This window comes from Ferrovibrio sp., assembly GCF_017994015.1.
In the GTDB taxonomy this organism is placed as follows: Bacteria; Pseudomonadota; Alphaproteobacteria; order Ferrovibrionales; family Ferrovibrionaceae; genus Ferrovibrio.
In genome coordinates, this window is record NZ_JAGOLP010000006.1 from 1 (window position 1) to 19,803 (window position 19,803).

The 19,803-nt window shown below is 61.6% G+C and carries 17 protein-coding genes, 1 tRNA gene and 2 rRNA genes; 11 read left to right on the plus strand and 9 right to left on the minus strand.

Going from position 1 to position 19,803, the window contains the following annotated elements:
* From KBB36_RS05500 to KBB36_RS05515, 4 genes are all read left to right on the plus strand, one after another.
* Positions 1-103: ribosomal RNA gene (locus KBB36_RS05500) — 23S ribosomal RNA — on the plus strand; the annotation flags it as partial.
* A gap of 123 nt (positions 104-226) precedes the next feature.
* A 5S ribosomal RNA gene (gene rrf / locus KBB36_RS05505) occupies positions 227-341 on the plus strand.
* A gap of 108 nt (positions 342-449) precedes the next feature.
* Positions 450-526, plus strand: a tRNA-Met gene (locus KBB36_RS05510).
* 231 nt (positions 527-757) lie between these two features.
* Positions 758-1,918, plus strand: a complete 1,161-nt coding sequence (locus KBB36_RS05515) for a putative 2OG-Fe(II) oxygenase (RefSeq protein ID WP_290977822.1) — start codon at positions 758-760, stop codon at positions 1,916-1,918.
* A 95-nt stretch (positions 1,919-2,013) separates the two neighbouring features.
* Here the strand turns inward: KBB36_RS05515 and KBB36_RS05520 are convergent, their stop codons facing one another.
* Genes KBB36_RS05520 through KBB36_RS05530 form a run of 3 tightly spaced genes read right to left on the minus strand, consistent with a single transcriptional unit; the run spans position 2,014 to position 5,564 of the window.
* On the minus strand, positions 2,014-3,588 hold the full coding sequence (locus KBB36_RS05520) for a hypothetical protein (RefSeq protein WP_290977823.1): 1,575 nt from the start codon (positions 3,586-3,588) through the stop codon (positions 2,014-2,016).
* A complete protein-coding gene (locus tag KBB36_RS05525) occupies positions 3,585-5,372 on the minus strand; it encodes an asparagine synthase-related protein (RefSeq protein WP_290977824.1) in 1,788 nt (595 codons plus the stop codon). Before KBB36_RS05525 ends, KBB36_RS05520 begins: the two co-directional genes overlap by 4 nt.
* Before the next feature lie 36 nt (positions 5,373-5,408).
* Positions 5,409-5,564: a hypothetical protein gene (locus tag KBB36_RS05530; protein WP_290977825.1), complete on the minus strand. Its 156-nt coding sequence runs from the start codon at positions 5,562-5,564 to the stop codon at positions 5,409-5,411.
* Between the two features lie 171 nt (positions 5,565-5,735).
* On the opposite strand from KBB36_RS05530, the gene KBB36_RS05535 reads away from it, so the two are divergent.
* A complete protein-coding gene (locus tag KBB36_RS05535; RefSeq protein ID WP_290977826.1) occupies positions 5,736-6,455 on the plus strand; it encodes a 2OG-Fe(II) oxygenase in 720 nt (239 codons plus the stop codon).
* On the opposite strand, the gene KBB36_RS05540 is transcribed toward KBB36_RS05535, so the two are convergent.
* Genes KBB36_RS05540 through KBB36_RS05565 form a run of 6 tightly spaced genes read right to left on the minus strand, consistent with a single transcriptional unit; the run spans position 6,443 to position 10,498 of the window.
* Entirely contained in the window at positions 6,443-7,294 is an 852-nt protein-coding gene (locus KBB36_RS05540; protein ID WP_290977828.1) for a sulfotransferase domain-containing protein, read from the minus strand. The two genes, KBB36_RS05535 and KBB36_RS05540, sit on opposite strands and share 13 nt — an antisense overlap.
* Before the next feature lie 10 nt (positions 7,295-7,304).
* Positions 7,305-8,243: a serine kinase gene (locus KBB36_RS05545; RefSeq protein ID WP_290977830.1), complete on the minus strand. Its 939-nt coding sequence runs from the start codon at positions 8,241-8,243 to the stop codon at positions 7,305-7,307.
* A 24-nt stretch (positions 8,244-8,267) separates the two neighbouring features.
* On the minus strand, positions 8,268-8,573 hold the full coding sequence (locus tag KBB36_RS05550) for a PqqD family protein (RefSeq protein WP_290977832.1): 306 nt from the start codon (positions 8,571-8,573) through the stop codon (positions 8,268-8,270).
* A 49-nt stretch (positions 8,574-8,622) separates the two neighbouring features.
* The gene (locus KBB36_RS05555; RefSeq protein ID WP_290977833.1) at positions 8,623-9,258 is read right to left on the minus strand and encodes a 2OG-Fe(II) oxygenase; all 636 of its coding nucleotides are present in this window, start codon (positions 9,256-9,258) and stop codon (positions 8,623-8,625) included.
* Positions 9,255-9,737 carry a lasso peptide biosynthesis B2 protein gene (locus KBB36_RS05560; protein WP_290977834.1) on the minus strand — a complete coding sequence of 161 codons (483 nt, stop codon included), beginning with the start codon at positions 9,735-9,737 and terminating at the stop codon, positions 9,255-9,257. The genes KBB36_RS05555 and KBB36_RS05560 overlap by 4 nt, the downstream gene beginning before the upstream one ends.
* On the minus strand, positions 9,734-10,498 hold the full coding sequence (locus tag KBB36_RS05565; protein WP_290977835.1) for a hypothetical protein: 765 nt from the start codon (positions 10,496-10,498) through the stop codon (positions 9,734-9,736). The genes KBB36_RS05560 and KBB36_RS05565 overlap by 4 nt, the downstream gene beginning before the upstream one ends.
* Positions 10,499-10,901: 403 nt before the next feature.
* Here KBB36_RS05565 and KBB36_RS05570 point away from each other — a divergent pair, with 403 nt between their 5' ends.
* From KBB36_RS05570 to KBB36_RS05595, 6 genes are read left to right on the plus strand one after another with little or no spacing between them, the layout of a single operon-like run.
* Complete coding sequence (locus KBB36_RS05570) at positions 10,902-14,255, plus strand: carboxyl transferase domain-containing protein (protein WP_290977836.1); 3,354 nt, start codon at positions 10,902-10,904, stop codon at positions 14,253-14,255.
* Positions 14,256-14,268: 13 nt separating this feature from the next.
* The gene (locus KBB36_RS05575) at positions 14,269-15,291 is read left to right on the plus strand and encodes an ABC transporter ATP-binding protein (RefSeq protein ID WP_290977838.1); all 1,023 of its coding nucleotides are present in this window, start codon (positions 14,269-14,271) and stop codon (positions 15,289-15,291) included.
* Positions 15,292-15,332: 41 nt separating this feature from the next.
* A complete protein-coding gene (locus KBB36_RS05580) occupies positions 15,333-16,910 on the plus strand; it encodes an ABC transporter substrate-binding protein (protein WP_290977840.1) in 1,578 nt (525 codons plus the stop codon).
* A gap of 39 nt (positions 16,911-16,949) precedes the next feature.
* Positions 16,950-17,894, plus strand: a complete 945-nt coding sequence (locus KBB36_RS05585) for an ABC transporter permease (RefSeq protein ID WP_290977842.1) — start codon at positions 16,950-16,952, stop codon at positions 17,892-17,894.
* Complete coding sequence (locus tag KBB36_RS05590; protein ID WP_290977844.1) at positions 17,891-18,775, plus strand: ABC transporter permease; 885 nt, start codon at positions 17,891-17,893, stop codon at positions 18,773-18,775. Before KBB36_RS05585 ends, KBB36_RS05590 begins: the two co-directional genes overlap by 4 nt.
* A gap of 7 nt (positions 18,776-18,782) precedes the next feature.
* Positions 18,783-19,799: an ABC transporter ATP-binding protein gene (locus tag KBB36_RS05595; protein WP_290977845.1), complete on the plus strand. Its 1,017-nt coding sequence runs from the start codon at positions 18,783-18,785 to the stop codon at positions 19,797-19,799.
* Positions 19,800-19,803: the final 4 nt, after the last annotated feature.

Here is a 19,803-nt window from a genome sequence, read left to right on the forward strand (position 1 = left end):
TATCCCTGAGAGTCGTGGAAGACCACCACGTTGATAGGCTGGGTGTGTAAGCGCGGCAACGCGTTGAGCTAACCAGTACTAATCACTCGATCGGCTTGATCTCAGCCAAATCTGTCATGTGCAGCGATCAGAAGCTGGCATGTAAATTCAAGCGCAGACGCAAGTTATCAATCCCATGCGGATTGAGTGTCAGGATAGTATATTCGGTTCCGCCGGTCTTAGCTGGCCTGGTGGCCTTAGCGAGTGTGTAACACCCGATCCCATCCCGAACTCGGCCGTGAAAACGCTCAGCGCCAATGGTACTTCGTCTTAAGACGCGGAAGAGTAGGTCGCTGCCAGGCCTGCCAAGACCGGCCCAACCGAATACAGACTTCACGAGACCACAATAGAAGGGGTGCCTGATCTCATCGGATCGAGCACCCCTTACTCTTTTCGATTGCTCAGTTTGCCGCGGGGTGGAGCAGCCCGGTAGCTCGTCAGGCTCATAACCTGAAGGTCGCAGGTTCAAATCCTGCCCCCGCAACCAAACATTTCGCCGCCAGGTCCATGACTTGGCGGCGTTTCTGTTTCTGAATGGGCGTGTATAGGCGCGCTTTACCGCAGATCCCCTCCACGATACGGGGGAAAGCGGCCTGGTTATGAGTGAATCCACGCGCAAGCGGCTTTACTCTGCGATACGACTCAATCCATTGTTCTTGCCTTGGCTTCAATATGTGACGGGATGATGCCAACCGATTGCCCGCAGATCGTTTGGCGTATGAACCAGCCCACGCCAGACCCACCCGCCCGATTCTTCCTGCCGCTGTTGCGTGCCGCCGTTACGGCGCGACCCGAGCGTCTCGATTTGTTGCGCGACCTGGTGGTTGCGCTTCGCGATGATCGACGGTGGCCGGAAATTTTTGATCTCCTGTTGCCGCTTGTCGGAGCGGGCAAATTGACGCCGGTACTCGCCTGCGAGTTGGCGCGCGCCGCCATAGCCTGTGATCAGCCGGCTTTAGCGTTGCAGGTGTTGGACTCAGTGGCCACTGAGGCCGCGCCGGAAACGCGCCGACAAAGAATATTCGCCCTCTATGCCCTGAACCGGATCGAGGAAGCCTACATTGCGGCGGTGCAGGTGCTGAATGAAAATCCGAGCGATATAACTTTGCTGCAAACTTTCGCTGACGATTGCCTGAGGCGCGGCGATGTTGAGGTGCTAGCAAGAGTCTGTCGCCAGGCAATCAACAACGGCAATGGCTCCGCTACCCATTTCGCCTATTTCGCCAACGCACTTTCCTTGTCCGGGCATATGTCAGACACACTGCGCCTGCTGGATCCGGAACGCTTGTGCCGCCGGGTCGAACTTGATTCCGCACAGGTCGACAATGAAGAACTGGTGCAGGCAATCCTGGCCCATCCGGCGCTTGCCCCGTCGCCGGAGAGCCGAGCCACGCGCGGCCACAATCTGCGTCTTGAAGCACTGGCCAGCGTTGACCATCCAGCGATCCGCAATCTGCTCGCCACGATTCGCCGAGAGGTCGATGATTACCTTGCGGAACGGTTCAACGCAGCGCATCCGATCATTGCCAATCGCCCGCAAGCCGCATGGCTGCAAGGCTGGGCGCTGGTCCTGTCGAATGATGGACACGAAGAAACGCACATTCATCCTCAGGGCTGGCTATCCGTCATTTATTACGCGCGCGTGCCAAAAGCCGTGTTGCGACGCGCGGAAAACAACATGCCGCAGCCGGGATCGCTTGCTTTCGGCCCCTGGCCTCCGTCCATAGCCGAAACGCTGGCGGATTTTCCACGCTGGTATGTGGCGCCGCAGGACGGAATATTGCTGATCTTCCCCTCATTCTTTGGCCACGGGACTATTCCAACCGGGGTCTACGATCCACGGATCTGCATCGCGCTCGATGTCCTGCCATGCGAGTAGGGCCAAAGCTGTTGCCAGAGATGGCAGAACGGTTGAAAAACTAAATCTTTCGTCATTTGAAGTGGTGCGGTCGGATTTATCCGGCTGCACCATGGTTAGGGCCGGGGCGCGCGGCTGTAGAGAATCCACAGTGCGGTTTCTTCGCGCTGCGGAAAATGCTGCGCCAGATATGGCGCATAGCGCAGATGCAAGGCTTCGCTGAAACCCGGCGCGGTTGAAGCCTTAGGCAGCAGTACATAATCGGCATCGCCCAGCACTGTCTCGGCAGCGCGCGGCGGCGCGGTCGGTTCCCAGAACAGGTCGGCGCCGCGTGGCGGCTCGAAGCCGAGCATGAAGGGCAGCGGATTAACCCGGTCGAGCAATTGAATCCGTCCCGGCCGGCGCTGTCCGTTGGAGAAGAGCGACGCAGCCTGCAACAGGCTGTCGAAATAGATTGTCTGCGGCCGCAATGCGCCATGTGCCGCGCCGCGTTTCGGCACCGCAAGCTGGCGGATATTGGTGCTTTCGACAATCAGCAGATTGGCCGATGGCACGGCGCTATGGAAATATGCGGCAAGCGAGCCGGCGGAGGCCAGGATGGTCATGGCCGGCAGCAGCAGCAGCGCCAACAGTGCGGCCGGGCTGGATAAGGCGCGCTGCGGCAGCAAGGCGGCATATAGCATGAACAGCAGCACCATGCCCAGCGGCAGGCCGCGTATCTGAGTGTTCTGCGTGAACAGCGCCACACTGGCCACGATCAGGAACAAAGCCGCCAGCGGCAGCCGCAAAGGTGCCAGGCGTTGCCGCCACAATGAAAAAGCCGCGATGAAGCCGACGCCATAGGCGGCCAGTTCGATATTATTGCCCAGAATGCCTTGCAGCAGGATGCGGCTGAGGCCGGTATTGGCCAGGCCGGATTGCAGCGCCCAGCCAATATCGGCCAGATAGGCATGGCTATGGGGCGCCAGCGCATTGCCGATCGCCAGCAGGCCAAGCAAAAGCCACAGGCCACGCTGCGCCCGGATATGCTCGCTGATACACAGCGCCAGGGCCAGGGCACCCAGCCCGGTCAGGAAATAGGTGATCTTCACATAATACATCAGCAGCAACAGCAACAGCCCGCAGGCCAGATCGATGCTGCGTTGCGCCGTTGCATCCTGCGGCGGCACAAACAGCATCAGGCACAGGATGCCGATGGCGCCCCAGCCATAGCGGTTATAGGCCATGGCAAAGGTGAAGCTGTCAGGGATATGGCCCACATTGGTCGGCATCAGGGCCGGCAGGCAGATGAACAGCACAAAAGTTGTCGCCGCCAGCAGCGGCAGTCGACGCCAGGCCACAATCACGGCAAAAACAAACAATGCCGCCGTCATCAGCACCACACCAACCAGAAACGCCCGGGGCGAAAAGCCGGTGAGGTGAAAGCCGGCCAGGGTCAGCCAGAAATTGAGTGCGCCCACGGCTTCATGAAAATCAACATGCTGCACCCGGCCATGCTGTAATTGCCAGGCACCAGCCAGGTTGAATAGCAGATCGGTGACACTTTGCTGCGACACCATGATTTCCGGTGCCAGCAAAAGCCAGGCTGCAAAGGCCAGCGGCAAGCCGGCAAGCAGCATAAGCAGCCACAACGATGCCGGCCGGCGTAAAGCCAGGGCGATTTGTTGTTCAAGAGCGGCCAGTCCGGTCAATTGGTGCCCTCCACCCAGGCGATGAAGGCGCCAACGCTGAAAGCGCCTTGCAGCAGAACCTGCACCTGGTCACGCCGGGTTTCGGCTGTTACCGCATCTTTCGGCCAATCATTTATCAGCCGCTCCAGCCGGTCGAGATCAAGCAGGCGGCTGGCAGTGGCCGAGCGCCGCAACCGGTCAAGCTGCGCCGGCAGCGAGGGGCGCACGCGCTGCATATGCGCAAACCATTCCGGGTGCTGCCGGCCGCGTTGGCGATTCTCGGTGATCTTGGCCGGCACACCGGCCTGGCGCAGCAGGCGGCGCGCCAGCCAGCGCGTATCGCCATCGCGCAAATACTGGTCTTCCGGGATCGCCAGGCAGAATTCCACCAGCCGCAGATCGCCCAGCGGCGCGCTGTTGCCGATGCCCTGATAGGCGCGCAGCATATTCATGCCATCAGCGCGGCGGGCGCGGTTGCGCCGGATTGCGGCGATGCGCCAGGCCCGGCCATCCACCGCCAGCCGGAAGTCCGGATCGTTGCCGCGCTGGCGCAGCCGTCCCATCATGTCGAAGTTGCGCAAAATGCTGGGTTTCAGGCCACAGGTAGCCAGCAGCGTTGCCTCGTCAAACCTCGGCTGCCGCAAAGCCAGATAAAGCTGGTTTTTGATCAGGCCGGCCAGCGCACGCGGCTGGCCGCGCGATGTCAGCAGCAATTCCCGCAGCAAGGTCGGCCAGCGCCGCTGCTGAAACAGCATCGGCAGATATCTCAGGCCATCCCAGGTCAGGGTATGATTGCCGATGGCACCGGTGAGATAATGGGTGGCGCCCAAGGCAGCGGCGCGGCGCGCCGGCGCATCCAGCCAGGCGATCTGATCCGGCATGCGATAGGGTATGGCACCGGCTGTGAGCAGGCGCCAGTTATCCGGCCCCCATTCGCTCTGTGCCGGTGGTGTGATGAATTCCGCGCGCAAGGCCGGGAAGGCGGCGGCCAGGGCTGCCACGAAGGGCGTTTCATCAATATAGCCGGGAGCCGGCGGACATGGCTGGCCCGGCTCGGGTAGCATGGTCAGGAAAGGCAGCGTGGCAACATGCGGCAAAACGGCGACGGCCAGGCAGGCGCTGTCCAGGCCGCCACTGCCCATGATCGCCGCCGGGCCTTCACGCAGGCGATCCGCCACGGCGCGGTCGAGCAATTCCCGCGCTCTATCAACATAATCCTGATCCCGCTTGAAGCGGATGCGGCGCTCTGGATCAAAGCAGTGAAACGGCCGGCTCGACTTGCCGCCAGCGGTCAGCATCAGGCAGGCGCCGGGGTCCAGCTTGTAGATGTCGCGATAGAACGTCGCGTCATCGTCGCCGAAATTCTGCGCCAGAAAATCAACCACAAACAGCTCGTTCACCACACGCGGCACGTCCGGCACAGCTAGCAGGCCAGGCAGGCTGGTGGAAAATATCACCCGGTCGCGGTCGCGCCAGTAATAGATTGTGCGCATGCACATGGCGTCGCCAGCCAGGATCAGCTGCCGCTCTGGGCCGTGCCAGGCGGCCAGCGCAAAATCGCCCAGCAGATGGCGTGGCGCGTCATTGCCCCAGCGCTCAAGGGCGCGGGCGGCAAGCAAACTGTCGGAAAAACTTTCGCCCGGTGGCAAGCCCAGCGCATCGGCCAGGCTCTGGCGATCATCCAGGCGCCCCGCCAGGGCAACCCAGCCCTGGCCGCGCCAGGCCGAAACGGCACAGGCCGGGGCCGCGCCAGGATATTGCTTATTGTCAGGATCGAAGAAAACCGAACCCGTGAATTCGCTCACGCTTTGCACGGGATGCCGAGCCTGTCTCCAGGCGGCTTAGCTGGTCGAGCCGTTGCCGTCAGAAACCGGGCCACTGGTTGTCACCGTGCCGGCTTCCACATCCAGAATGGCCAGGCTGGGGCGATGCCAGAGCGGACGCTCAGTCTGCTTGTCAGCCGATTCAGGCTGCACGCTGTTTTTGATGTCGCTCATGTTGCTCTCCTCTACAAAACGCCGAGCCGCCGCACATAACCACAACAACGGCCAAATGCCAACGATTAGCTCCTGGCGGGCCGGCGGCATTGACGGCGGTATGGTTATCTGGGATTGCTGGCGCAATGTCGGGCGGGTATTCACCGCTTCAGGTAAACCATGCAGGATTCAATGAGCGTCAGGATTGAGCAATGGGTGAGGCCTGAGCATCTAGATCCGGCTGCGATGCTGGCCTATCGCCAGGCGATTCATGAATCCAGAGGCCGCGCTGCGGTGCTCGACAATTTCCTGTTGCCCGACAAGCTGGCGGCGCTGCAACAGCTTTTTACCAGTGATGGCCGTTTCGAGCCAGCCTATGGCCTGTTCGAGCGCCATCCGCATGATGTTGCCGCCGAAGTTTTTACCGCCGCGCCGGAGCGGCAGCGTTTCTATTTTTATCACAATCTCCGTGGCCCGGCGCCCGGCCGGGAAATGGCCGCCGGCATGTTGCATAACGCCTTGTTCACCATGCTCAGCCGTAGCGCCGCCTGGTGCAACTGGCTGGCCGCTATCCTGGGCGCGCCGCTGGAAAAACAAACTGCAATGCATGCGCGGATCATGGACCGCACCATGTTCATGAAGCAGCATGACGATGGTGCCCATGGTGCGCTCTGCGCCATCTTCTATCTCAGCCCGGGCTGGCAGCCGGCTTTTGGCAGCACTTTTGTGCAGCAGCGCCAGGGCGAGCGAATGCTTGACGTGGCGCCGCTGGCCAATCGCCTGCTGCTGTTCAGCCCCAGGAATGGCCTGAGCCATGGCGTGACGCCGTTCACCGAAGCCGCCGGCGATTGGCAACGCTGGAGCTATAGCCTGTGGTATGGCAGCGAAGCCGATAGCACTTATGAACAATAACCCAGGCGCTGCATCACGGCGTGATGATCTGCCATGATCCGCGCCGCTTGATCCGGTGTCAGGCTCTGGCGCCAGCCGCCGGCCTGGCCCTGGCGGAAAAACGGCGCCGATGCACCAACCGGGCGCTCGCGGAAACCATGCTGCTGTTCCTGGTCGCGCAGTTGGTCAAACGATGCCGCTGCCACCGCCTGTGCCAGAATGGTTTCGTCAACCACCAAACCAAAATGTTTCGCCACAACACGTAAACCTGCCGCCGGCTCGGCCAGCAAATCCTCATAACGCAGCAGCAGCACGGCAATATCGGTCTGTTCCAGCCAGGATAATACATGGCCCGACCAATGCCCCAGCGGTTGGGCTAATTGGCGGCGCTGGCGCGTGCTGGAAACTGATAGCATGGCGGCTGGATCGGCCATCATGGTGATGATCGTATCCACCGGGCAGCCACGGTGATGCGCATAGGAAACCGCCACATCGCGCGGATCGCGCACCATGTAAACAGCGGCCCGGCTGATCGCTGCCGGAAACACCGCTGCGCCGGCCGGTGTATGCCAGTAACGGTCATGCAGCTTGCGCAGCACCAGGCCATTGCCGGTATCGCTGGCGATGGCGGCATACAGCGCCGGCAGCACCGCCACCTGTTCATCGGCAAATAATTCGCTGGCGTCCACCACCAGCAATTCATCCAGTTCGGTATGGCTGGCAATGCCGATATCGCTGCTTGCCCGGTTGATATCCACCTTTGCGCCGCCCTGCATCAGGCTCCACAGCATCAGCCGCAGCCAGGTATTGCCGGATTTGGGATATGAGGCGATCCAACCGATTTTGTTGGGGCTTGTCATGTGTTCCGCCTCAACCCGGCCGGGCGATTACGCTGCGCACCAGATCGGTCAGCCGAGGCAGATCGCCGTCGCCTTCCGGGCGCACCAGTTGGAAAACCGGCACCAGGCCGGCCAGTCGTACCAGATCAGTGAACAGCCCGATGCGGCGGCCCAGCCGGCGGCCGAGCCGGGCGCGATAGACAATCTCTTCAATCGGCGTGATCGCGGCGGCACCGTTCAAGCGGTATAGCACCGGCTCGTTTAGCTGCTTGTCGATGGCGATGCGGATCAGGGCCGCAAGCGGTTTCGGTGTGGCATCCGGGCCGGCCACAGCCAGAATCCGTTTCGGATGCTGCGGCCGCCCGATTGCCAATTGATCCTGGCCCAGGCCCAGCATCTGCGCCGCATCCGGCCATAACCGCACCCGCGCCGGGCCGGGGATCACCAGCGCCGTATTTTCGCGGAAAGTGATCGGGCAGATATCATCGGTCACAACCGCATGCCCCTGCATCGATAACGCGCCGGCCAGCGTGGATTTGCCGCGCCCCGACACTCCGGCCAGGGCAATCGCCCTATCGCCGATCATGACGCAACTGGCATGCAGGGCCAGCATGCCGCGCTGATGCAGGATGCTGCCGGCAACCACACTGAACAGGAAAGTCTCAATAACACTGGTTTCGGCACGGCTATGCTGATCCAGCACAATATCGCGCCCGTCCCGTATGATAAATTTCAGTGTGTCGCCGATGCGCACCAGCAATGTGCCATTGGCGCCAAGCTCCACAAACGGGCTGCTCCAGCTGGGTTCCGGCAGGCAATCCGGCACCGGGCCACGGCGCAAGGTTAGCTCCGGTGCGCCCGCATCTGCCAGCAGCGGCAAGGATGGCAGGGCTATGTCACTGCGCAGCCGATAGCCATAAAACAGGCGGTTTTCGCCCCAGCCGGTATCGTGGCCGGTATCGCGCATCATGGTGGTCGATTCTGGCAAGGCGGCCTACAAGTTCTGCGCGGCATCAACCTGGATCAGCCCCAGCTCCAGCAATTCACCCAGGAAGGCCAGCACATCGGCGCTAATCTCGGCCGCATCGCCGCGATAATGCTGTGCCAGCAGATCACATAGATGTTGCACACTCTGCGGCTGTTCCAGCAGGCGCCACAGGGTCGATGCCACATCATCAAGACCGATATATTTGCCCTGCGCCAGCCCCATCACCACCACTTCGCCATCAATTTCGGCGGTGATCTGCTCGGCATGGCGGGCGATGATGGTGGCCGGCGTGAGTAGCGGGCTGTGAGGCATGGTAAGCACCTGTTTTTACTGAAAGGATGTTGATCTGCGGCAGATGGCTTCAGCTGTGAAGCCACATATTCACGGCAAAGCGGCGATCGGCGAAGGCTGCGCTGGGGCAGGAAATCGGCTGTACGGAATGGCGTGTTATCGACGGGAAAGCCACCAGCTTGTTATGTTCCGGCATGATGTCATGAAACGCCGCGCTGCCCAGAGCGTGCAGGCGCAGTGCCCCACCGGAAAAGCCGCAGGGCAGGCGGTTGAGATAAAGCACCAGGGTCAGCAGGCGCGGATTGGGCCGTTTGTTCTGCACCACAAATGTATCGATATGGCTGTTGAAATGCGCGCCATCACCATGCGCGGCCAATTCCACCTCAACACTGCTGGCGGTGAAATGCGGCATGCCGAAGCGGGCTGCTAAAGCCGGCTGCGCCGCCAAGGCTGCTGCCACCAGCGGGGCGAGGAACGGCCCCAGGCCAACATCATCCAGCACCGATGTTTGCCGGATGCTTGGGTCAACGATGATCTTGCCGCTATGCACAAGCGACCCGGCCCTGAAACGGGCTTCATTCTCGATGGCATGATGCAGCAAGCCCGCCGCCAGATCAGCCGGCAGCCATGCCGGCGCAACATGATGCGGCAGGAATTTGCCGCCCGTGGCAGAGCGTTGCGCCAGCTGTGCTGCGGGTGCCGTCATGTCACAAACACCGAAATCTGCGTGTAATGCGGCATCTGCTGGCCGCCGGTCACCAGGCCGCCGTGGCATTTGCTCCAGGCATGGGCAATCAGCTTGCCTTCTGCATCCTTGGCCAGGCCGAAATACACTTCAACATCATGGCCGCGCCGCCGCAGCATCAGCGCCGCCGCCAGCGCCTGTTGCAGGCACACGGCCTTGAACGGGGCGATACTGCTGGCGCGTTGCACAGCCAGGCCGATGGCGCTGCCCGGGCCTAAGCCTGGCGTTGAGCCTGAGCCTGAGCCTGGCGCTGATTGCGAAACAATCCCGCCAGCATGCAGCCGCAGCCCAAGCCGTTGCATGGCGATGCGAAACGGCAGCAATGCCAGCATGCTACGGCACAGCGCCAGATAAATCAGCGCCTCAAGCGCCAGGCCCTGTTCGATGGCAGGCAGGGCCAGGGCGCGGCGCAGCCGGCGGGCGATCATGGGGGCCGTCATGGCTGCGCCTTCTCTGGCAGCTCATAATGCACCACGGCAGGATAAAGCCTGCGGCCGCCGGTGAAATCAAGATAGCTGTCATCGCCCAGGCGATAGGCGGTCTTGATCCAGTGCGTCATGGTTGCCATAACCCGCTTGCGGTCATTCGCCGGCCTCGGCTCCAATTGAATACGCGATAGCAGCGCGGCTTCCAGTTCGGCCTGCCATGGCTCGAAGCTGTAGCGATCAGAGGGGCCGCAATGCATTTCATAATCGGTGCAGCCGCGTTTGATAAAAACCGTGACGCCAGGCCCCAGTTTGGCATGGTCATTCACGGCGGCACGCACCGCCTGATAGGCCGCCCGCGCCGCCTCAACCCCATGCAGATAAAAATAGGCGCCATAGATGCCGGAACTATACGGCGCTGATTCATCCAGGCCGCATTTGTAGGTGTAGGGCATCGCCTCGCCCAGATCGCGCACCGCCACCAGCTCGCGCAAGGTTTTCGGCACCACCTTGACCTTGAAGCAGGTGGCACAGCCCACCGGCACGCGCTGCTTGCGATAAACATGATTGAACATCACGCCCATATAAAAGCGGCAATGCCGGCTGGCATCGCGTGATGCCCGCACCCAGTCGGAAGGTGTAGGATCGATATTGGGACGTTGCCAGTTACCATCCGCAAGCACGCGCAGGCTGCCAGCAGCCACGGCTTCCGCCAGGCTTTCGGCAACGCTGCGGCCGGCAACAACCTGCGTCAGTACAGCCAGGGCATCGGTCATGGTTAGATCGATCCAGGCTGGCACAGCGCCGTTGCCAGCATCAATCCTGACATACGCATAACAGGTCACTTTCCAAAGACCCGCTATGTATAGCGGCCTCAGATATTGTGGCAAGAATATTGGTCTGACGAAGTTTCTGCCTGAAAACCCAGAGTTTTCTAACGCCGCACCACCGCTGCGATAGTTTTCACGGCTCAATGTAACCGCACCCTGTTGTCCGCCAATAAATCATAGCCATTGCAGCGCAGCCGCAGCATTGGATTGTTCTGCATTACAGTTCGCATTTGGCAGTAATAAGTAAACTGTTGACAGATTTGGCGTGGCGTGCTTTTTTCGTCCGCAATCAGAGAGGAAACCAGCAGCGCTGCCAGCTAGGCGGCGCCGACAGGGCGGGCAATTGGGTATGGGTCAGGCGGTTCAGGATAGCCAGCACGGGCATGTTGTGCTGGTCGCAAATCGCGGCGAGATCGCGATCCGCATCTGCCGTGCCGTGTCTGAACTGGGCTGGCGCAGTGTGGTGGTTTATGCCGAGGATGACGCGGCTGCATTACACAGCCGCAAGGGCGATGTGGCAGTTGCGCTGGCCGGCAGCGGCAGCGCCGCCTATCTCGATATCGAGGCGCTGATCGCGGTGGCGCGCCAGCAGGGCTGCACCATGGTGCATCCGGGTTATGGTTTTCTCAGCGAACGCGCCGACTTTTCGCGCCGCTGCCAGGAAGCCGGGCTGAGCTTTGTCGGCCCGACGCCGGAAAGCCTTGAGACTTTCGGCAACAAGGCGGCGGCGCGGCAACTGGCTGAGCAATGCAATGTGCCGCTGCCGCGTGGCACCGGCCTGCTGCCATCCGCCGAGGCGGCACAGGCTTTCATGCTGTCGCTGGGCCAACCGGCTGCGATAATGCTGAAGGCGGCTGCCGGCGGTGGTGGGCGCGGCATCCGCATTGTGCGCGAAGCGGCCAGCCTGGCGGCGGATTTTGAGCGCTGCTGTTCCGAAGCACGGGCATCCTTTGGCGATGGCGGCGTTTATGCCGAGGAACTGATCGACAATGCGCGCCATGTGGAAGTGCAGTTGGTTGGTGATGGCCAGGGCGGCGTGGCGGTGCTGGGCGAACGCGAATGCAGTTTGCAGCGCCGGCAGCAAAAGCTGATCGAAGTGGCGCCAGCGCCGGGCCTCAGCGCAACCATCCGGCAGGCATTATTCGATGCCACTTTGCAGATGGCCAGAACGGTAAACTACCGCGGCCTTGGCACATTCGAATTCCTGGTCGGCCGGCAGGGCGATGCCGGACCAGACTATTTCCGCTTCCTGGAAGTGAATCCCCGTTTGCAGGTTGAGCATACCGTGACCGAGGCGGTGACCGGGCTTGATCTGGTGCAGCTGCAATTGCGCATTGCTGCCGGCGAAAAGCTGACGCCAGAAAAATTGCCAGACCCGTGGCAGCCGCATGGCATGGCGATGCAGCTGCGCATCAATGCCGAGACAATGCGGCCCGATGGCATGGCAGCAGCGTCGCTTGGCACAGTCAGCGCCTTTGAGATGCCGGCCGGGCCGGGAATTCGTGTGGATACCGCCGCCTATATCGGGCATCAGGCCGGCGTCAGCTTTGATTCACTGCTGGCCAAGGTGATTGTACATAGCGGCACCAGCGATTTCAGCACCGTGGTGCGCAAAGCCTATCGCGCGCTTTGCGAATTGCGCATTGAGGGTATCGCCACCAATCTATCTTTCTTACAGGCGCTGTTGCAGCATCCTGCTGTGGTGAACAACCACATCCACACCCGTTTCATTGATGAGCATATGGCGGCGCTGCTCGCTGCCGCCGCCACGTCGCACCCGACCTTGTATTTCACCCAGGCGGTTGCCAGCCAGCCGGCGATACAGGGCCGCCAGGTTGATGGCCCGGCCGGCAGCCGGCCGGTCACAGTGCCGATGACCTGCCGTGTCATGGATGTGCTGGTGCAGGCGGGCGATGTGGTGAAGGCCGGCCAGCCGCTGGCCATCACCGAAGCAATGAAGATGGAATTTGTCGTTGATGCGCCTTGCAGCGGGATTGTGGCGCAGCTTGGCATAAACAAGGGCGATGCCCTGGCCGAAGGCGGCGTGTTGCTGTTTGTGCTGCCCAATGGCGAGGCAGACGAAGCAGTGGCGCCAAGCGAGGCCGAGCAGGATCTCAACCTGATCCGCCAGGATCTGGCCCAGGTGATCGCTGCGCATGAAAGACTCCAGGATGCAGCGCGGCCTGATGCGGTGGCGCGGCGCCGCAAGACCGGCCAGCGCACCGCGCGCGAAAATGTCGCAGATCTGTGCGATGCCGGCAGTTTCCGGGAATATGGCGGGCTTGCCGTGGCGGCGCAAAGCAACCGGCGTGAGGCAGCCGAATTGCAACGTATCAGCCCGGCCGATGGGCTGATCACCGGGGTTGGCACGGTGAATGCCGATCTGTTTGGCGCTGATCGCACCCAATGTGTGGTGCTGGCATATGACTATACGGTATTCGCCGGCACCCAGGGTGTGATGGCGCATGCCAAGAAGCGCCGCATCTTCCGCCTGGCCACCAAATGGCGCCTGCCGGTGCTGATGTTTGCCGAAGGTGGCGGCGGCCGGCCCGGCGATACCGACGATCACGGCCATCTCAAACTCTATAATGGCAGCTTCTGGTCGCTGGCGCGGCTGCATGGCGAAGTGCCGATTGTTGCCATTGTTTCCGGCCGCTGCTTTGCCGGCAATGCGGCATTGGCTTCCTGCGCCGATGTGGTGATTGCCTGCGAGAATGCCTCTATCGGCATGGGCGGCCCGGCAATGATCGAAGGTGGCGGCCTGGGCGTTTTTGCCCCGGAGGAAGTTGGCCCGGTTGCGGTACAGTCGCGGAATGGCGTGGTCGACATTGTGGTGCGCGACGAAGCCGAAGCGGTATCGGTGGCAAAAAAGTTCATGGGCTATTGCCAGGGTGTCGCGCCAAGCTGGCAATGCCCGGATCAACGCCGGCTGCGCCATGTGGTGCCGGAAGAACCGCGCCGTGCCTATGACATGCGGGCGGTGATCAACGCCCTGGCCGATGTTGATTCTGTGCTGGAGCTGCGGCCGAATTTTGGTCATGGCATGATCACGGCGCTGATCCGCATTGAAGGCCAGCCCTTTGCCGTGATCGCCAATAATCCGGCGCATCTGGCCGGCGCCATCGATGCTGAGGCTGCCGACAAGGCGGCGCAATTCTCCGATCTGGCGGAAACCCTGCGGCTGCCGTTGCTCACACTCTGCGACACGCCGGGCTTCATGGTCGGCCCGCAGGCCGAGCAGGAAGCGCTGGTGCGGCGCTCCGGCCGCATGTTTGTCAGCGGCTCCAAACGCAGCATGCCGCAATTCATGATCGTGGTGCGCAAGGCGTATGGCCTTGGCGCCCTGGCTATGGTGGGCGGCAATTCCTTCGAGCCGCTTTTCTGCGTCGCCTGGCCCACCGGGCATTTTGGCAAGATGGGCCTGGAAGGCCAGGTCAAGCTGGCCTATCGCAAGGAGCTTGAGGCCATTGCCAATGAAGCCGAGCGCGAAGCCCGCATCCGGCAGATGGTGGCCGAGCTGCATGATCGTGGCTCTGCGCTCAACACGGCGCCGTATCTCTCCATTGATGATGTGATCGATCCGCTGGAAACCCGGCGTTGGCTGCTGGCCGGTTTGCAGATTGTCCGCCAGCGCGGTGCGCTGGGCGAAAGCCGGCGGGCAGTGCACGACCCCGAGCCGTTTGACGCGGCATGGCTGGGCTGAAGGAGGTATGGGTGTGACAGACATACAGCCAGCCATGGCACATCACGATACATTGCCAGTGGTCAGTGTCGAAGATGTGAAGGTGCATTTCCCGGTTGGCCGGCGCGATCTGCTGCGCGCCATTGATGGGGTCAGCCTGCAAGTTTTTGAAGGCGAGGTGCTGGGCATCATCGGCGAATCCGGCTCGGGCAAATCCACGCTCGGCCGCGCCATTGTGGCGTTGCAGCGCACCACAGCGGGCCGCATCCTGTGCGATGGTGTTGACCTGGGTGCCTTGAAGGGCCGCGCGCTGCGCGAAACCCGTCGTGCCTATCAGATCGTGTTTCAGGATCCCGATGGTGCGCTCAATCCGCGCCTCACCATCCTGCAATCCGTGCGCGAGCCGCTTGATATCGAAGGCGGTAGCAGCCTGGCGGAACGCAACAAGACAGCGTTGAAATGCCTGGACCAGGTTGGCCTCGGCCCGGATTTCGCCAGCCGCTATCCACACCAGTTATCCGGCGGCCAGAAGCAGCGTGTCATTATCGCCCGCGTGCTGACCATGAAGCCGCGCGTGGTGGTGTGCGACGAAGCGGTGGCGGCGCTCGATGTCTCGATCCAGGCCGAGATCATCAATCTGTTTGCCAAGCTGCAACGGGATCTGGGCCTCACTTATGTGTTCATCTCGCACGATCTGAATATCGTGGCGCATATGAGCAACCGTATCGCCGTGATGTATCTCGGCGTGATCATGGAGCTTGGGCCGGTTGAGGCATTGCTCACCAATCCGCTGCATCCCTACACGCTGAGCCTGCTGCAATCGCGGCCCGATCCGGTGCCGGCATCGATGCGCACCACGCAGCGCATCATCCTGAAAGGCGAAATTCCCAGCGCCTTGGCGCCGCCATCCGGCTGCCGCTTCCGCACCCGCTGCCCGCAGGCGCAACAGCTTTGCGCCGAGCAGGTGCCGGCCTGGGACAATGTAGCACCCGGCCGCTGGGTGGCCTGTCATTTCGCCCGCACCATCCCCAGCAGTCAGGGGCAATTGAAGTCGTAGCCAACCAATAAAAACCAAGCGACGGAACAAGGAGAGGAAATATGTCCAGAAACGCACAGGATTTCACCAGCCGGATTGCCGTGAATCGCCGCGAATGGCTGCAAATGCTCGGGCTTGCCGCCGGTGGCAGCATGATCGGCGGCCTGCCGCTGGTTGCCGGCGCGGCGCAAGCGCAGAAGCGTGGCGGTACACTCAAGATCGCCTCGCCGCATAACCCGACCAGCATGGACCCGATCACCGGTCGCCATGGCAGCGACCATATCCTGCTCTTCCCGGCCTTCGAATCGCTGATCAACATTGATCTCGATACCCTGATGCCGAAGCCGGGCCTGGCAGTTTCGTGGTCAAACCCCGATCCGACCACATTGGTGCTGAATCTGCGCCAGGATGTGAAGTTCCATGACGGCACGCCCTTCGATGCCGAAGCGGCCCGCTTCAATCTGGAACGCGCCCGCACCGACAGCCGGTCGCGGGTCAAGATCGATCTGATCTTCGTCAAGAGCATCGATGTCACCGGCCCATATCAGATCACACTGCGGCTGTCCGAGCCGGATGTGGTGCTGCTGGCGGTGCTGTCTGATCGCCCGGGCATGATGTCGTCGCCCAAGGCAATCAAGGAATTTGGCGATCGCTCGGATCGTAATCCGGTGGGTACCGGCCCCTGGCGCGTGGTGAACTGGCTCGATGCTGAAAAGATCACCTATACCCGCTTCGCCGATCATTGGGACAAGAAGACCGCCTATGCCGATGAACTGGTGGTCTCGATCATCCCGGAAGTGAATACCGCGCTGCGCACCGTCACTTCGAAGCAGAATGACTTTGTATTCCAGCTGGCGCCGCAGCAGATTCCGATTGTTGAGCGTTCCGGCCTTACCCTGGCGATGGGCCAGACCGTGGCGACCTATCACCTCTATCTTAACTATGCCAAGCCGCCGCTGGATAATGTGAAGGTGCGGCTGGCGATGTGCCACGGCATTGATCGCGACGAATTCAACAAACTCACCATGGCCGGCATTGCCGAGCCGACCATCCAGACCCTGCCGCGTTCGCATTGGGCCTATAACAAGGAACTGGAAGGCACCTACAAGTACGATCCGGAACTGGCACGCAAGCTGCTGGCCGAGGCCGGCCATCCGAATGGTGTGGATATCGAAATGTATATCTACAACGATCAGCGCTCACAGCAGCGTGGCGAAGTGCTGGTGGAGCAGTATAAGCGCTCCAATATCCGCATCCAGCTCAAGGCCGTGCCGGGCAACGAACTCGGCGCCAAGTATATGGGCGAGCAGCTCGGCAATGCCGCCTTCTCGGTTTATACCGGCCGCACCGATCCGAGCCAGTTCTTCAGCATCATGTTCGATCCCAAATCGTTCATCAACGCCGCGCGTAAATGGGGCGTGCCGGAACTGGAGCAGGCCATGGCGGATTGCCGCACCACTTTCGACCTGGAAGCGCGCAAGAAGGCCATCGGCCGCGCGCTGAAAATCATCAGCGATAATGCGCTTTATGTGCCGGTGATCCTACAGGCCGATGTGGCGGCGATGCAGCCGAAGGTGCGCGGCTACAAGCCGAACATCCTCGGCAAGCCGCGCTTCGAAGACGTGTATCTCGAAGGCTGATCGGCAGGCTGTGGAGGGCAAGGCATGAAAGCGAAGCGCATGGCACGATTGCTCCTGCATGGCCTGTTTCAGGCCGGGCCGGTGCTGATCGTGGCGACATTCCTGGTCTTCGCGATGATGCATCTTGTCCCCGGCGATGTTGCCATCGCGCTCGCGGGTGAAAACGCCACCCGCGAGCGTGTTGAGGAAATCCGTGTGCTCTACGGCCTGGATCGGCCGCTCTGGGAGCAATATGGCAGCTGGTTGTGGAAGATGATGCAGGGCGACATGTCGGTCTCCATGCTGTCAGGCGAGCCGGTGCTGGAATCGATCCTGCGCCGGCTGCCGATCACCCTGCTGGTAGTGTCGCTGGCGATGCTGTTTTCGCTTGTGGTGGGTATCCCGCTCGGCATCACGGCGGCAGTGCGGCCACGTTCGCTGATCGATTCCTTTGTAACCAGCTTCGCCTCTTTTGGCATTGCCTTGCCCAGCTTCTGGCTCGGCATGATCCTGGTTTCGATTTTTGCATTGAGCCTCGGCTGGTTCCCGGTTTCGGGCATGGTGCGGCCCGGGGTTAACCCTTGGGGTGCGGTGTGGCATGCCATCCTGCCGGCGCTGGCGCTGGCGGCCAGCGGTGTGGCTGAAGTGGCGCGTCAGACCCGCTCGGCACTGCTGGAAGTGCAATCCTCGCAATATATGCGCACGTTGCTGGCCAAGGGCCTGCCGCGACGGCTGATCTTCTGGAAACACGGCCTGAAGAATATCAGCGTCACGCTGCTCACGGTTATTGGCCTGCTGTTCAACCGGCTGCTCGGCGGCACGGTGGTGATCGAGGCGGTGTTTGCCATTTCCGGCATGGGCAGCCTGGTGGTGAGTGCCGCCACCGGCAAGGATTATCCGGTGATCCAGGGTGTGATGCTCACCATGGTGCTGATTGTCATCGCGGTGAATCTGGTCATCGAAATTCTCTATGCCGTGTTTGATCCCAGGGTGTTGAAGAAATGAGCCAGCCAAGCAATAGCGGCACCGAGACACTCAGCAGCAAGGCCAGCCTGATGCCGGGGATTTATATGGTGCTGCGCCGCGCCGGCTTTTATATCAGCCTGGCTTATCTGATTTTCCTGGTGCTGCTGTCGATCTCGGCGCCCTGGGTGGCGCCATTCTCGCCCACAATGCAGAATCCGGCCGATGTGCTGATGCCAACCGGCGCGCCCTATCTGCTCGGCACCGACGATCTGGGCCGCGATGTGCTCAGCCGCCTGATCTGGGGCGCGCCACTGACCTTGTACGGCAGTGTGCTGGCGGTGTTGGTGGCCTGCGCCATCGGCCTGCCCTTCGGCCTGATCGCCGGCTTCAGCGGCGGCTGGATCGATGCCGCCATCAGCCGCACCATTGATACCATGCTGTCTTTTCCGGCCATTGTGCTGGCAATCGGCGTCACCGGTGTGCTGGGTGTTGGCCAGACCAACAGCATGATCGCCATCGGCATCGTGTTCTCGCCCACCATTGCGCGCCTGGTGCGCGGCCAGACCCTGATCGGCCGCGAGGCGCTCTATGTTGATGCGGCGCGCTGCTTCGGCGCCAGCAACACGCGGCTGATCCTGCGCCATATCCTGCCCAATGCGGTGCAGCCGGTGATCGTGCAGGTGACTTTGCTGCTGGCCACGGCCTTGCTGGCGGAAGCCAGCCTCAGTTTCCTTGGCCTGGGCGTGCAGCCGCCGCAACCAAGCTGGGGCGCCATGCTGGCGCGCGCTTATCATTACATGGAGATTGCGCCATCGCAGATGTATGCCCCCGGCATCGCCATCCTGGTCACGGCACTCAGCTTCAATACGCTCGGCGAGAATCTGCGTGTGATCCTCGATCCGACCCAGAAGCGGCGCTGAGGCAGCCATGAGCAGTGTGACGCCACTCAATCCAACTGCCGCCCAGCCGCTGCTGGTGGTGGACAAGCTGAATATCTATTTCGACATGGCCACCGGTCTGATGCAGGCGGCCAGCGATATCAGCTTCACGGTCAATGCCGGCGAGCGCGTCGGTATCGTCGGTGAAAGCGGCTGCGGCAAGACCGTCACCGGCCTGTCGCTGCTTGGCCTGTTGCCGCGTCCGATCACCCGTGTCACCGGCCGGGCGGATTTTGAAGGCGAGAATTTGCTGGAAATGCCACGCGAAAAGCTGCGCCGCATTTCCGGCGCACGGATCGGCATGATCTTCCAGGAGCCGATGCGAGCACTGGACCCGGTCTTTACCGTCGGCGAACAAATCTCCGAGACATTGCGGATTCATACCGGGATCAGCCAGCGTGAGGCGCGTGCCCGCACCATCGACGCCCTGGCCGAAGTGGGCATTCCCTCGCCGGCGCGGCGTTATGATGATTATCCGCATGCTTTGTCGGGCGGCATGCAGCAACGCGTGATGATTGCCATGGCGCTGGTCTGCAAGCCGAAACTGCTGATCGCCGACGAGCCGACCACGGCGCTGGACGTGACCGTTCAGGCGCAGATCATCGATCTGCTCTACAAGATCAGCGAAGATACCGGCACGGCTTTGTTGTTCATCACCCATGATCTGGGCGTGGTGGCCGAGCTTTGCACCCGGGTGCTGATCCTCTATGCCGGCCAGATTGTGGAAGATGCCGCCATCGAGAGTGTCTACCGCACACCACGCCATCCCTATACCTCGGCGCTGTTCCAATCGATGCCGCGCCTAAGCCTGCGCGGCAAGCCGCTGCCCTCAATCGGCGGCCGGGTGCCGAGTTTTGCCAATATGCCGCAGGGCTGCCGCTTCCGTGAGCGCTGCCAGCATGCACAGCCGGGATGTGTGGCGCGGCCGGAAATCGAGGCACTGGAGCAGGGCCGGGTGCGCTGCTTCCGTGCGCGTGAATTGGCGTTGCCAGGTGCCGTCATCTGATTTG

Excerpts from the sequence above, each read along its gene's own strand:
- KBB36_RS05515 (WP_290977822.1), top strand. The coding sequence starts at position 758 with ATGAACCAGCCCACGCCAGACCCACCCGCCCGATTCTTCCTGCCGCTG.
- KBB36_RS05530 (WP_290977825.1), bottom strand. The coding sequence starts at position 5,564 with ATGAGCGACATCAAAAACAGCGTGCAGCCTGAATCGGCTGACAAGCAG.
- KBB36_RS05535 (WP_290977826.1), top strand. The coding sequence starts at position 5,736 with ATGAGCGTCAGGATTGAGCAATGGGTGAGGCCTGAGCATCTAGATCCG.
- KBB36_RS05540 (WP_290977828.1), bottom strand. The coding sequence starts at position 7,294 with ATGACAAGCCCCAACAAAATCGGTTGGATCGCCTCATATCCCAAATCC.
- KBB36_RS05545 (WP_290977830.1), bottom strand. The coding sequence starts at position 8,243 with ATGATGCGCGATACCGGCCACGATACCGGCTGGGGCGAAAACCGCCTG.
- KBB36_RS05550 (WP_290977832.1), bottom strand. The coding sequence starts at position 8,573 with ATGCCTCACAGCCCGCTACTCACGCCGGCCACCATCATCGCCCGCCAT.
- KBB36_RS05555 (WP_290977833.1), bottom strand. The coding sequence starts at position 9,258 with ATGACGGCACCCGCAGCACAGCTGGCGCAACGCTCTGCCACGGGCGGC.
- KBB36_RS05560 (WP_290977834.1), bottom strand. The coding sequence starts at position 9,737 with ATGACGGCCCCCATGATCGCCCGCCGGCTGCGCCGCGCCCTGGCCCTG.
- KBB36_RS05565 (WP_290977835.1), bottom strand. The coding sequence starts at position 10,498 with ATGACCGATGCCCTGGCTGTACTGACGCAGGTTGTTGCCGGCCGCAGC.
- KBB36_RS05570 (WP_290977836.1), top strand. The coding sequence starts at position 10,902 with ATGGGTCAGGCGGTTCAGGATAGCCAGCACGGGCATGTTGTGCTGGTC.
- KBB36_RS05580 (WP_290977840.1), top strand. The coding sequence starts at position 15,333 with ATGTCCAGAAACGCACAGGATTTCACCAGCCGGATTGCCGTGAATCGC.
- KBB36_RS05585 (WP_290977842.1), top strand. The coding sequence starts at position 16,950 with ATGGCACGATTGCTCCTGCATGGCCTGTTTCAGGCCGGGCCGGTGCTG.
- KBB36_RS05590 (WP_290977844.1), top strand. The coding sequence starts at position 17,891 with ATGAGCCAGCCAAGCAATAGCGGCACCGAGACACTCAGCAGCAAGGCC.
- KBB36_RS05595 (WP_290977845.1), top strand. The coding sequence starts at position 18,783 with ATGAGCAGTGTGACGCCACTCAATCCAACTGCCGCCCAGCCGCTGCTG.